Here is a 12,533-nt window from a genome sequence, read left to right on the forward strand (position 1 = left end):
AGCAAAGATTAAGGTATATTTACTCGTTGTCGTTGGTCGCTTTCTTTTTGTCCTCGTTCAAATCATAAATATTATCAAGAATCAGATTGATCGCGTCGAGTACTCTTTTACGCCCCTTATCTTGGCTTAGGTCAATCCCACAGAAATTCGCTTTCTGGACAGATGAATATGCGGCTAAGTGATATACAGCGGCCATAAGAACTGATACTACTCCACGATAATCTATTCTTCCATCAAACCTTTTATCTGCTTTCTGCAGAATTAAACGCTCAGCAAATAGCTCCCTTTTTTTTAATAAAGATGTTGTATTATAGTTTGATTCGTGCAGCCCCCAAAGAACAAGTTGTCTCATTTCAGGATTCAAGATTAAATAATTGAATTGTTCTCCTAGTAGATTCTTTAAGACATCTTTCTCAGTCATTTCCGAATAATCCCTCTTTTCTGCTTGGCTCGTCCAGTAATCGATACCTTCACTATATTGCTCAATAAGTGTCTTAAAATCTCCAAAGTATCGATAGATGAGATTTTTACTGATACCAGCTTCGAGAGACACTTTGTTGACACCCAAGTTTCCAAAGCCCTTGTCTTTGAGAATGTAGCCAAAAGCTTTCTTTAACCTTTCCTTCTTCTCATCAACGTTCCTGCAGAAGCCTTTAATTTGATTTCTTTTGTTAGTCATATCTACTCCTTTTTCTAGATGCAATATTGATCATACGCTTACCATAATAACTGGATTCCACACCGAAGAAATTCTTTGAAATATAACAAATTAAGTTTTAGAGAACAATTTCGAAATGTTTTTTGTAGAATATATTTTACTTATTCTCGTGGCTATCAAATATTTCGAATAAAAGACAGCATGTTACCACTTTTTATAAATGCGCAGCATACTTTTGCTACGCTGTTAAACATATAAGTGCTAGGAATTTTGTGCTAAGACCTATTAGTTTACGCTCATGGATAATAACTCCAATCCCATATTGTAAAAATATATATGGAATCTAGGATAGCAAGATTCTTTGGGGGCTTATATCCCAACTAATATGACTTAAGTAGCAAATGCGCCACAGATAACTATTACTATATAATCTTTAAAAATGAAAACAAAAAAATTAATTGTATTACTATTTGGCGGTTTATTCTTGTACACGAGCTGTCAAAAGGAATCACCTTATAATGATTCGCAATTGAATCCATCAGCGTATGCCGAAAAAATAAACGTGAGGAGCCAAAAAGAGGTAGAATCGGTCGTATCGAACTTATTCTTGACAAGAACTAAACTTACAAAGTCTTCAACTAATCCAAGTGAGAGAACAAATTTGCACATATCTGCACTTACAACAGAGGGCTTAGGTGATCGTCGTGCAGAAAACGACACATTGCTTTTCCTCGTAAAAAACACAGGTCTTTCTAATTCAGTAGTTGTTTCGGCCAATACGGACTGCGAACCGGTAATAGCTATTTTTGATAACGAAAACATCTCTATTAATGATTTGGTTTTAGACACTACTGATATCAATAATCCATTTATGCCAATCTTGTTAAGTGCTATTGAATATAATAAAGATCCCAAATCTTTTGACGACTATAAATTACAAAGTACAAAATCCTTTATATCGACTAGATCATCTTTAAAAGCTAGTAACAAAACAGTTGTTGAAGAAGTGTTACCACGAGTTCAGGTTCAGTGGGGGCAATCACAAGATCCTTATAATCGATATACTCCCAACAACTGGCACGCAGGTTGTGTAGCTACAGTTGTTGCGCAAGCTTTATCTGTGACGAAACATTTAGATATGTTTAATGGTATTTCATTAAATTGGAATAACTTGGTGAAGATGAAAAATTCTGCTTATGTGAATCAATTTCCTAATGAAGCAAATACTCTCGGTCTACTGATGAGGCAAATCGGTAATGCTGTAGGAATGGATTACGGAGCTTCAGGAAGTGGTGCAAGCACAAAAAAAGCTCTCGACATATTCTTTTCTGGAAAGTTAAACCCTTACTTTGTAAATCCTAGCAAGGGTGCTATCAAATTAGGTTTGACGGGACACCCAACGAATGTAACCGTAATAAGTTCTAGAGACAAAAAATCATCTTGGTTAGGTGCTCCTAGAGGGAACGGCCACGCTTATATAGTAGACGGCTACAGGGTTTATTCAGACGGTTCGGATTTAGTTCATGTCAATTTTGGATGGGATAGCTCTTATTATACAGGTTATTTTATGACAAAATTGTGGGATCCTTATTTCGTCGATAACGCCCCCGCAAGATATCCTTTTTCCATGGATGTATACAATATCAGAAAAAAATAACGTATGAAAAGGCTAAATTATACTCGATTGCTAACGCATGTATTTGTTACTGTAATGGTCGTTTTGTTGTTCTCCTGTGAAAAAAAAGATGGATATGCAACCCGTCCTGAATTTGCACCGAACAAGATTGAACTAAACGGGTCTGAGCAAACTGTAATGATCACTGCAAAAAATGATGTAAAATGGTTTCTGGAAGACTTGACTATTAATGGAGAAATATTAAGACCGGAAGACTGGGACAATGATAATCGTATCAAATACCATTTCTCACAATACGTCGTTCCAAATTTCCCTCCAAACCATTTACCTGGTGTTGACAAAATTGAATTTGAGAACTGGTTCGTCTGGGAAAGAGCAAATAATAAAACAATTAAAATTCATTTATCGGAAAACAAGGATGGAAGATTACGCGAGATTAGTTTTCAGGCTAGTGTGGGCAATGCTGCAGATAATATTTCGATTGTGCAGAAATCAAACGACTAAAATGAAAAAGGGCTATCCAAACCTTTCGGATGGTCCTTTTTTATGATTCTTTCTATCGCATCGAGACGTTCAGCGGTATCGACAGCATCCAACCAATGTATTTTTATACCATCTTTTTCCATTTTACGGAAAAACGTCATCTGCCTTTTCGCGTAGCGGTGAATCTCGGTCTCTAATTTCGTGTAGAAGCTGCTTTTGTCCAGTTCGCCGAGCAAATAAAGCGAACTGTATTTGTATTCCAACCCAAAATACTGAAGGTCGTTATGGGATAGCCCTTGCATTAATAGCTGTTCGACCTCTTCGATTAGCCCCTCATTTAGCCGGCTTGTAAGCCGTTCACTGATGCTTTGCCTCCTAGCATCCACCGAAGGGTTTAACCCGAAGATGATGGGTTTATATCTGGTTTTCTCTTCAACGGGCTGATAACCTGCTTTAAGCTGTTCGAGGATCTCGATGGCCCGAATCAACCTTTTATGGGAGCTCTGGTCTATTTTAAAATTAGCGGGTATTTGGTAATTCTCGAGCCGTTGTATGAGCGTTATTTTGTCTAATGGCAACAGTTGTTGACGCAGCGACTCATCCACAGGAACCTGCGTATAGGGTTGTGCCAGGAGCAACGTGTGCATATAAAGCCCAGTGCCACCCACCGCAATAGGAACTTTTCCTTTTGAAACAACTTTCGTAAAAGCATGGTGGAAATCGACTTTAAATTGGGAGATGTCATAGCGATCATGCGGTTCCTGAATATCGATCAAATGGTATGGAATGTCTCTATAGGACGATAGATCTTTCCCCGTCCCAATATCCATACCGCGGTATACCTGTCGGGAGTCAATGCTAATAATTTCACCAAACAAGCGTTCGGCAAGCGCCACGCCGAGCGCGGTTTTTCCAGAGGCGGTAGGGCCTAGAATAACACATAAAAAATCAGGTGCCGAAAGATCCGACACCTGATTATTATCTATATGGTCTATCGTCTGTTCTATCACAGAACAAATTTAGTCCATTTTTCGTTGCTTTCGTTACTTGCGACCACATTTTGCACGAATGCCATTCCACGAACCCCATCTTGTACAGAAGGAAAGTCTAGCTCTTCCGCTGTAGGTGTTCTTCCTTCCCGTTTGGCGCTAACTGTTGCGGCAAAGTTTCTGTAAATGTTTGCAAAAGATTCCAGTAGACCCTCTGGGTGACCAGCGGGGATACGTGTGTTGTGCGTTGCGAAGGAACTCAATGTATATGGTGATGCGTATGCATTTCCTGTACGGTAAATTTGGCGTGGTTGATCCAACATTTTAATGATAAGATTATTTGGATCTTCATTTGCCCATTCTAATCCTCCGTTTTCACCATACACGCGGATTCTTACGGCGTTTTCCTCTCCAGCAGATATTTGCGATGCCATCAGCACACCCTTAGCGCCATCTTCAAAACGTAGCAATACAGATCCATCATCATCTAGCAAGCGTCCCTCCACAAAAGTGGTAAGATCCGCACATAGCTCTGTGATGCGAAGTCCGGTTACATATTCTGCTAAGTGTGCTGCATGGGTCCCGATATCGCCCATAACAAGTGATAAGCCGGATTTTTTTGGATCTGCGCGCCAAGCCGCGCCAGAATTCCCTTCTCGTTCGGAAAGGCGGCTCAACCAGCCTTGCGGATACTCTACAACGATCTTCCGAATCTTTCCAAAATGTCCATCCTTTACCATCGCTTTCGCTTGTTTAACCATCGGATAGCCTGAATAGGTATGTGTTAAGCAAAGCGTACGACCCGTTTTATCTACAATCTCCTGTAATTCTTTAGCTTCATCCAACGTTACTGTCATAGGCTTCTCAACCACGACATCAAAACCGTTTTCCAGGGCTAATTTCGCTGGTCCAAAATGTAGGAAGTTAGGCGTAACGATCGTTAGAAAATCCATACGCTCGCCTTCAGGAAGGGCAGCTTCTTTGCTAATCATTTCTTCGTAATCGGCGTATACGCGATCCGGTGCGATAAAAAGTTCTTCTCCAGATTGCTTAGATATTTCAGGATTGACGCTGAAAGCACCACAAACCAGTTCTATTTTACCATCCATAAAGGCCGCGATACGGTGAACTGCGCCAATAAAGGCGTCTTTGCCACCGCCAACCATACCCATACGTAGTTTACGTTTCATAAAATTATCTTCGTTTTAGTGTTTTTCCTTGGCTAAATATACGTATCACAAGCGGGTTTTCATAATGAGAGAACCAACTTTGTACTACCTGAATTGTAGATGAAATAACCATCTGAGGTGCTATTCAAAGGGATAGCGTTCTGCTCGTTCTTGGCGCCCATTTCCCTCAATCCATTAACAACGCGATAACATTGAGCTGGTAAACTCCCGACCTCTTTAAAACCCAATGTGGAAAGGTTGGAGTCTTGTGACCAGTCGCGGTCTACATAAGTCATGATGTCATCGGGATTAAAATCATGAATGAAGGCTTTTAAAAGCTTAGAAAGCCCACCAACAATGCGGTAGCCCGATTTATGACAGAAGCGTATCAGCTCGAAGGAACGATAGCCGTCACGTTGATCCCGCATATTTCTGCCACCACTAAAGACGGCAAGCGATACCAGCTCGCCTTCATGATATAAACCATAGCGGTATTTGCCCGGTATGGCAGATTGTAGATGATGCTCTAATAAAAAGGATAGCGTGACGCACTTGTCAACACGCGCTACGACGGTTTTTCTTGCGTATATGACTTGCCCACTGCCGAATAGGGACGCTAAACGGGCTGATAGTTTATCAGCATCGTGAATCACTTGATCATAGTCGATATGGATGGTTCTGTTGCCCGTGTTCCGGAGACGAGCGCCTGCCCCAGGAAGGTAGATTATTATGGTGAGCTCAAGGGAGATTGCATGTAATACGATACATCTTTCAAAAGTTTCGCTCTTGAAATCTGTATTTAGTAGCGCCGCAACATGTGCCATAAAAGCATCGATTCTGTCCGTTTCAATCCGCATCATTCTACCTACAAAGTTAGCAGAATCTAAATGGGTATAAATTATTATTGATACCTTTGCAGGGAAAATAAAATGTATGAAATTACCTATAGTAGCGTATGGCGACCCGGTGTTAAGGAAGAAAGCAGAAGAAATAGATGAAGACTATCCAAACCTTAAGGAAACCATTGCTGACATGTTTGAAACGATGTATGCAGCGCGTGGTGTTGGCTTAGCTGCTCCGCAGGTTGGTCTGCCTATTCGGTTGTTTGTTATTGATGCCTCTCCATTTGCCGAAGATGATGGTGATGAAAAAGGAGACCCCTCTTTAAAAGATTTTAAAAAGGTGCTGATTAATCCAATCATTGTAGAAGAAACTGGTGAAAAATGGGGGTTTAATGAAGGCTGTCTAAGCATTCCTGATATTAGTGAGGAAGTTATGCGACCATCTCATGTGCTTATAAATTACTTGGATGAGAACTTTGAGGAACAGGAGGTTCAGCTTTCAGGACTCGCAGCGAGAATTGTACAACACGAATACGACCATATCGAAGGGAAGCTGTTTATCGATAAATTGGGTCCTTTGAAAAAAGCAATGCTAAAAGGCAAACTAGAGTCCATTTCTAAAGGAATGGTGCGCGTGGGGTATAAAATGAGATTTCCGCAACCGAAGAAAAAGAGGTAGCCCAAACTACCTTTTTTTGCTTCTATCCACCGACTACCGGCAGCGAAAGTTTGAACTTCACGGCGAGCAATCGGATTACAAAAATAATGGCGGCTGATAAAAAGGCGTTCACGGTGGAGTCTACCTCAAACAATCCTAAAACGACGTATAGAATTGCGCCCGACAAACACGCGGTCGCATAGATTTCCTTCCGAAAGATCAGGGGTGTCTCGTTCATCAATGTATCACGTATCACGCCACCCATAACAGCAGAGAACATGCCCAAGATAATGGATGCGATTGCAGAAGCCTCGTTTGACAGCGATTTTTGTACACCTACGATACAGAAGAAACCGATACCAATCGCATCAAAAAAACTAAGCGTCCTTGCTAGCCTATCAAGATATTTATTGGCTAAGATGGAGATTGTGACACCGATTAAAATGGCGATAAGGTAATTTCCATCATCTACCCACACGGGGCGAAGGTTCAAAAATACATCGCGGAGGGAGCCACCACCGATGGCGGTCACGAAGCCCGTGAAAGCGGCACCGAAAATATCGATATGCTTTCGGTTCGCAGCCATCGCGCCCGATATGGCAAATACCATGGTGCCTAACAGATCTATGGAATAGATAATACTCATGTGCTGGTATGCAATTATACACAAAATATGAATGGGTAGCTATCTTATCAGTAACAAGATCATCTTGAATTAAATTTATTCCTCTTTCCGGAGCGGAAGCACAAAATATTTTTTATTTTTAACAACTATGAGCAGACATTACATAGGCATACTTATCGCTTCCCTATATATTCAATTTTCCTTCGCACAGGCCCCCGCACCACTTTCCTCTTCAGAGATTCGTTTAAAAATGGATCGACTTAACGTACTAGGTTCTGTACTTTATTTCGCAGCCCATCCGGATGATGAGAATACGAAATTGATATCCTATTTAGCTTCTGAACGTAAAGTCAGAACGTCATATTTATCTTTAACACGCGGCGATGGCGGACAAAATTTGATCGGTACCGAACAAGGCATTGAGCTTGGCCTCATCCGCACACAAGAGCTGTTACAAGCCCGGAAGATCGACGGTGGCGAACAGTATTTTTCGTCGGCTTACGATTTTGGCTTTTCGAAAACATATGATGAAACCTTCCAATTTTGGAAGAAAGACGAAGTACTTCGTGAGGCCGTGTGGCTTATTCGAAAGTTACAACCAGACATTATCATAACGCGGTTTCCGCCCGATGAGCGTGGCGGGCACGGCCACCACCAAGCTTCTGCTATTCTTGCCCACGAAGCATTCACAGCAGCGGCCGATCCAAAAAGGTTTCCCGAGCAGTTAAGCGAGGTATCTATATGGAAGGCGAAGCGCCTATTATGGAATACGGCTAGCTTCATGCGGATGCAAGGAGAAAGCAAAGACCAACTTAAACTTGATATCGGCGACTTCAATCCCTTGTTGGGAAAATCGCATGGGGAGATTTCTGCTTTAAGCCGATCACAACATAAAAGCCAAGGTTTTGGCTCTGCTTCTTCAAATGGAAAATTTTTCGAAACATTTGAATACGTTGCTGGCGAACGGGCGCAAAAAGATTTGTTCGATAACGTGGATCTTACTTGGAAGCGCGTGGATGGCGGACAGGCTGTAAAAACTGAGATCGATATGTTGTTACAAAATTTTGATGAGAAGCATCCGCAAAGATCTATACCGCAGTTGGCAAATGTATGGCAAGCGCTACAAGGGCTAAAAGACGGTTATTGGAAAACACGAAAAATCAAAGAGGTTGAAGACCTGTTGCTATCCTGCGCCGGAATAAAACTGGAAGCCGTGAGCGCTACAGCTCGTGCGACACGTGGCTCGTCGCTTCCGTTCAAGACAGAGATTATCGCACGTAATCCAGATGTATCAGCAAAAGTCGTTTCAATTAATGGAAAAAAGGTAGATAGGCAGCTTCCGCCAAATGAGTATGTGACGTTTGACTTGCCGACGACGATCCTTAAGAGCACGCAACCCTATTGGCTGGAAAAACCACATAGCCTGGGAAAATTTGAGGTAAAGCCTGAAGACGTCGGTTACCCGATGAACACTAACCTGCCTGCCGCCGTAATCAACTTTATCATAAACGATGTCCCCATCACGCTTACGCAGCCTATTCAATACCGATTTGTAGATCCCGTAATGGGAGAGGTGAATGACTACTTAGAAGTTGTGCCTGAACTTAGTGCAAGTGTGAGCCAACCTGTATTACTCATCGCTACTGATGAGGAACGTTCTATAACCGCTACATTTCAAAGAAATGATGCGTCTTTAAAGACTTCGTCTATTGAAGTAAAAGGTATCCCAACGGGCTGGGAGGTGTATCCCGACAAATTTGATGTTCGTTTCGCCGATGGCTCAAATACCTTTACACAAACAATTCGCGTAAAAAACAGCGCTGCGGCTGTTGAAGGTTCGCTAGACTTCATTGCAAATGGAAGGCCGCTCGAAAGCATTCGGGAAATAGCCTACGATCATATCCCTCGACAGGCTTGGTTTCCAACGGTAGCCGTAAAGGTGAGACCTATTGCTATAGAAAAAACGGTAACACGCGTGGGGTACATTATGGGCGCTGGCGACTTGGTGCCAGAAGCCCTCCGCAATCTTGGCATACAAGTGGACATCTTAAATGCCGATAAGCTAACCGCAGCGTCGCTAGCCCAGTATGACGCGGTCATTTGCGGTGTGAGATTGTTAAACGTTAATGCGAAGATTGGTAGCGCGCTTGCTACACTTTATGCCTATGCTAACGATGGCGGTGTGGTGCTCATGCAATACAACGTCAATAGTCGTTTGCAGGAAGAGAATTTCGCTCCTAAACCATTTACGCTCTCGCGGGCTCGGGTGACGGAAGAAGATGCTAAAGTGACCTTTACAGACCCCTCGGATCCTGTGTTAAACTATCCGAATAAAATTACCGAACGAGATTTTCAGGGCTGGGTACAGGAACGAGGTCTCTACTTTGCTGAAAATATAGATGCTCACTATCGCACACCACTAAGTATGGCCGATAAAAACGAGGCGCAGCAGGAGGGCTCGTTACTTATTTGCAAGGTAGGAAATGGCAAATTTGTGTATACCGGCTTATCTTTTTTCAGACAATTGCCTGCCGGAGTTGCCGGAGCTACAAGATTATTTGTAAATTTGTTAGCAAAAGATAAATAGAATAAGATACATCATGGAAAATCAAGTAGAAAAGAAAGACACACTAGATGTTAAAGGTATAATTGTATTGGTTGGTACTGTATTTGGTGCTTTAATTTCTATTGTGGTAAGCGGTACATTCTTAGGTTTTATATCTGGTATTGTTATTGGTTTAATTTTCGCTATCTTCTTTGTTAGCGTATTACTTCCACATAAACCAAGTGACAGATAAGGGTTTACCTCCCTTAGTTAAGAGCTGGCGGCAATTCTATATACTTGTTGGTATGTGGTTGGTCGCCTGTATTCTTTTTATGTCTTGGTTCACGGACTATTTTTCATGAGTGCTCTTGATTGGATAGTACTCTTTATCACCCTGCTTCTTATTGTTGCCTATGGCATGTACAGGAGCCGGGGAATCAAAAACATTGATGGTTTCCTCGTTGGTGATCGTCAGCTCCCCTGGTATAATGTAGGCCTTTCTGTAATGGCCACACAAGCGAGTGCCATTACATTCTTATCGGCTCCTGGCTTAGCGTATTCCTCTGGCATGAGCTTCGTGCAGTTTTACTTTGGGCTGCCCTTGGCCATGATTATGCTGTGCGTCACGTTTGTTCCCATCTTCCATAAGATGAAGGTTTATACCGCTTATGAGTTTTTGGAAAAACGATTTGATGTCAATACAAGAATGCTGACTGCTGCACTTTTTCTTATACAACGAGGAATATCCACCGGCATTACTATTTTCGCACCTTCCATTATTCTATCCACGATTCTCAATCTCGACGTTACGTATACAACTTTAATCATCGGAACGGTCGTTATCGTTTACACCGTTTGGGGTGGTACCAAAGCCGTGTCCTACACGCAACTATTGCAGATGGGAATTATATTTGTTTCATTGCTTGCTGCCGGTATAATGGTCGTTAGTTACCTCCCTGCTGATGTTGGATTTACAGAAGCAATCCATATTGCAGGAAAATCCGGAAAAACAAATGCTATAGATTGGAGTTTGGATCTCAACAATCAGTATACCGTATGGACCGGTCTCATTGGCGGTTTTTTTCTGCAGCTTTCCTACTTCGGAACCGATCAAAGCCAAGTCGGAAGATACCTCACAGGATCTTCTGTGCGAGATTCGCGCATGGGTTTATTGATGAATGGCCTTCTAAAAATACCCATGCAATTTTGTATTCTACTTATTGGGGTACTTGTCTTTACGTACTACCAATTTCATACGGCGCCGCTTTTCTTCAATCGGGTAGAGGTTGAAAAGATTCAAAAAAGCGAATACAGCCAAGAATACGAAAGCATCATCGTAGCGCACGAAGCTTTGAGCGCGCAAAAAAATGCCGCTGTTCAGGAATTAACGAAGGGATTGAAAGCCGACAACAGCGAGCTGGTAGATGCTGCCGGAACGCAGCTGAAAGATTACAACGAGCAGGATAAGCTGTTGCGCAGCCAAGTAGAAGAGCTGCTTAAAAAGAATGACCCAAAGGCTGATCTGAACGATAATAACTACATTTTCCTCTCTTTCGTAACCTCGATATTTCCCAAAGGACTAATAGGCTTGTTGATTGCTATTATTTTTCTGGCTTCCATGGGAGCTACCGCCAGCGCAATAAATTCGCTCTCCTCCACAACGGTTATCGATATCTACAAACGTTTTATCAATAAAAACGGCACGGATAGAGGTTACCTCAACGCATCTCGCATCTTTACATTGTTTTGGGGGATCATAAGCTTGATCGTGGCATTATTCGCAGGGAAATTAGGAAACTTACTAGAAGCGGTCAATATCTTAGGGTCCTTATTTTATGGCTCAATTTTGGGCATCTTTATCGTGGCATTCTATGTGAAGAGCATAGGAGGGAAGGCGGTTTTTTGGGCAGCCGTATTGTCCGAGGTTGTCGTTTTTGCTGTTTGGAAGGCTGATGTTATGGCTTACCTTTGGCTAAACTTAGTCGGCTGTGCTTGTGTTGTACTTTTTGGATTATTGCTGCAACCGATCTTCAAATCAAAAATACCGGCGATATAAATTATATAACACCCGTCTATCGTATTCTGTTAATACTTCGCTAACGTCCGTTACAATAAACTTCCTTTTAAATGCAATAATTGCGGCGCGTAAATTCGTAACGTCATAACCAATGATACGTAGCGCGTCGACATGGTTAAAGTTTGAAGGAGCTGGTACTAAGTTTGATTCATCATACCACACGCCGAAACCGCGCTCCGCGAGTCGTTTCCAAGGGAAAAACATACTGGGATCGTCTTTCCGTGTTGGCGCGATATCCGCATGGCCAATGAAATTGGTAAAAGGTATTTGATATTTCGTCTTTAGCGTATCCAGCAGTGTCATAAGCGACTGCACCTGCGCTTCGGGGAACGGCTCTCGTCCGTTGTTATCCAACTCTATACCTAACGATACGGAGTTCATATCCGTTATGTTGCCCCACTTCGATCGGCCTGCATGCCAAGAACGAAGGTAGTCATTTAACATTTGTACTACTCGACCATCTTTTCCTACGACATAGTGCGCCGAAACTTTGGTGTGTTCAAGCTGAAATGTCCGAACAGTTTGGCTTAAGCTATGCTGTGCCGTGTGATGAATGATGACAAAGTTTGGCTTCCGGACATCGTAGTGGATCGCCTCTGTCCAATCTGCATTTTTATTTATGCCTGTGCGCATTAAAAGCTGCACCCGATTCTCGGTCGACATCACTGGGGGTATGGCTACCGCTTGCGCCTCGGTCACGGCTGCTTCGCCGATGCTTGGCAACGCAAGCGTTACAGATTCTGTATTAATCTTGACCGTGTCCGAACGAATGATAGGCGCGTTCGTTGCCTGCAATACTTTCCGTTTCGGTGTACCACATGCAAGAGTCAATAGCAATAAAAGATATAAAC

Annotated in this window: 12 protein-coding genes; 6 read left to right on the plus strand and 6 right to left on the minus strand. The window is 42.4% G+C overall.

The annotated features are described in order from the left end of the window. Nucleotides 1-19 precede the first annotated feature (19 nt). Entirely contained in the window at nt 20-679 is a 660-nt protein-coding gene (locus tag DI53_RS07540; protein ID WP_037497293.1) for a TetR/AcrR family transcriptional regulator, read from the minus strand. Between the two features lie 418 nt (nt 680-1,097). On the opposite strand from DI53_RS07540, the gene DI53_RS07545 reads away from it, so the two are divergent. Both DI53_RS07545 and DI53_RS07550 read left to right on the plus strand, forming a co-directional pair. Then, complete coding sequence (locus tag DI53_RS07545; protein ID WP_037497294.1) at nt 1,098-2,315, plus strand: C10 family peptidase; 1,218 nt, start codon at nt 1,098-1,100, stop codon at nt 2,313-2,315. A 3-nt stretch (nt 2,316-2,318) separates the two neighbouring features. Beyond that, on the plus strand, nt 2,319-2,798 hold the full coding sequence (locus DI53_RS07550; RefSeq protein WP_131555193.1) for a hypothetical protein: 480 nt from the start codon (nt 2,319-2,321) through the stop codon (nt 2,796-2,798). On the opposite strand, the gene miaA is transcribed toward DI53_RS07550, so the two are convergent. Genes miaA through DI53_RS07565 form a run of 3 tightly spaced genes read right to left on the minus strand, consistent with a single transcriptional unit; the run spans nt 2,795 to nt 5,795 of the window. Then, nucleotides 2,795-3,787, minus strand: coding sequence for a tRNA (adenosine(37)-N6)-dimethylallyltransferase MiaA (gene miaA, locus DI53_RS07555; protein ID WP_241462394.1), 993 nt, complete (start codon nt 3,785-3,787; stop codon nt 2,795-2,797). The genes DI53_RS07550 and miaA overlap by 4 nt on opposite strands. After that, on the minus strand, nt 3,784-4,956 hold the full coding sequence (locus DI53_RS07560; RefSeq protein ID WP_037497298.1) for a Gfo/Idh/MocA family protein: 1,173 nt from the start codon (nt 4,954-4,956) through the stop codon (nt 3,784-3,786). Before DI53_RS07560 ends, miaA begins: the two co-directional genes overlap by 4 nt. A gap of 59 nt (nt 4,957-5,015) precedes the next feature. Then, a complete protein-coding gene (locus DI53_RS07565; RefSeq protein WP_052072181.1) occupies nt 5,016-5,795 on the minus strand; it encodes a hypothetical protein in 780 nt (259 codons plus the stop codon). Between the two features lie 73 nt (nt 5,796-5,868). Here DI53_RS07565 and def point away from each other — a divergent pair, with 73 nt between their 5' ends. Beyond that, entirely contained in the window at nt 5,869-6,456 is a 588-nt protein-coding gene (gene def, locus DI53_RS07570; protein ID WP_037497301.1) for a peptide deformylase, read from the plus strand. 22 nt (nt 6,457-6,478) lie between these two features. On the opposite strand, the gene DI53_RS07575 is transcribed toward def, so the two are convergent. Continuing rightward, nucleotides 6,479-7,081, minus strand: a complete 603-nt coding sequence (locus DI53_RS07575; protein WP_037497304.1) for a trimeric intracellular cation channel family protein — start codon at nt 7,079-7,081, stop codon at nt 6,479-6,481. Between the two features lie 127 nt (nt 7,082-7,208). Here DI53_RS07575 and DI53_RS07580 point away from each other — a divergent pair, with 127 nt between their 5' ends. The 3 genes from DI53_RS07580 to DI53_RS07590 all read left to right on the plus strand — a co-directional run bounded on the left by DI53_RS07580 (nt 7,209) and on the right by DI53_RS07590 (nt 11,661). Further along, nucleotides 7,209-9,647, plus strand: a complete 2,439-nt coding sequence (locus tag DI53_RS07580) for a PIG-L family deacetylase (protein WP_037497306.1) — start codon at nt 7,209-7,211, stop codon at nt 9,645-9,647. Nucleotides 9,648-9,660: 13 nt separating this feature from the next. Further along, nucleotides 9,661-9,858, plus strand: a complete 198-nt coding sequence (locus DI53_RS20275) for a hypothetical protein (protein ID WP_037497309.1) — start codon at nt 9,661-9,663, stop codon at nt 9,856-9,858. A 105-nt stretch (nt 9,859-9,963) separates the two neighbouring features. Further along, nucleotides 9,964-11,661, plus strand: coding sequence for a sodium:solute symporter family protein (locus DI53_RS07590; RefSeq protein ID WP_037497312.1), 1,698 nt, complete (start codon nt 9,964-9,966; stop codon nt 11,659-11,661). On the opposite strand, the gene DI53_RS07595 is transcribed toward DI53_RS07590, so the two are convergent. Beyond that, nucleotides 11,641-12,477 carry an N-acetylmuramoyl-L-alanine amidase gene (locus DI53_RS07595; RefSeq protein ID WP_241462395.1) on the minus strand — a complete coding sequence of 279 codons (837 nt, stop codon included), beginning with the start codon at nt 12,475-12,477 and terminating at the stop codon, nt 11,641-11,643. The genes DI53_RS07590 and DI53_RS07595 overlap by 21 nt on opposite strands. Nucleotides 12,478-12,533: the final 56 nt, after the last annotated feature.

This window comes from Sphingobacterium deserti, from assembly GCF_000757725.1.
In the GTDB taxonomy this organism is placed as follows: Bacteria; Bacteroidota; Bacteroidia; order Sphingobacteriales; family Sphingobacteriaceae; genus Sphingobacterium; species Sphingobacterium deserti.

Excerpts from the sequence above, each read along its gene's own strand:
- DI53_RS07540 (WP_037497293.1), bottom strand. The coding sequence starts at position 679 with ATGACTAACAAAAGAAATCAAATTAAAGGCTTCTGCAGGAACGTTGAT.
- DI53_RS07545 (WP_037497294.1), top strand. The coding sequence starts at position 1,098 with ATGAAAACAAAAAAATTAATTGTATTACTATTTGGCGGTTTATTCTTG.
- DI53_RS07550 (WP_131555193.1), top strand. The coding sequence starts at position 2,319 with ATGAAAAGGCTAAATTATACTCGATTGCTAACGCATGTATTTGTTACT.
- DI53_RS07560 (WP_037497298.1), bottom strand. The coding sequence starts at position 4,956 with ATGAAACGTAAACTACGTATGGGTATGGTTGGCGGTGGCAAAGACGCC.
- DI53_RS07565 (WP_052072181.1), bottom strand. The coding sequence starts at position 5,795 with ATGATGCGGATTGAAACGGACAGAATCGATGCTTTTATGGCACATGTT.
- def (WP_037497301.1), top strand. The coding sequence starts at position 5,869 with ATGAAATTACCTATAGTAGCGTATGGCGACCCGGTGTTAAGGAAGAAA.
- DI53_RS07575 (WP_037497304.1), bottom strand. The coding sequence starts at position 7,081 with ATGAGTATTATCTATTCCATAGATCTGTTAGGCACCATGGTATTTGCC.
- DI53_RS07580 (WP_037497306.1), top strand. The coding sequence starts at position 7,209 with ATGAGCAGACATTACATAGGCATACTTATCGCTTCCCTATATATTCAA.
- DI53_RS20275 (WP_037497309.1), top strand. The coding sequence starts at position 9,661 with ATGGAAAATCAAGTAGAAAAGAAAGACACACTAGATGTTAAAGGTATA.
- DI53_RS07590 (WP_037497312.1), top strand. The coding sequence starts at position 9,964 with ATGAGTGCTCTTGATTGGATAGTACTCTTTATCACCCTGCTTCTTATT.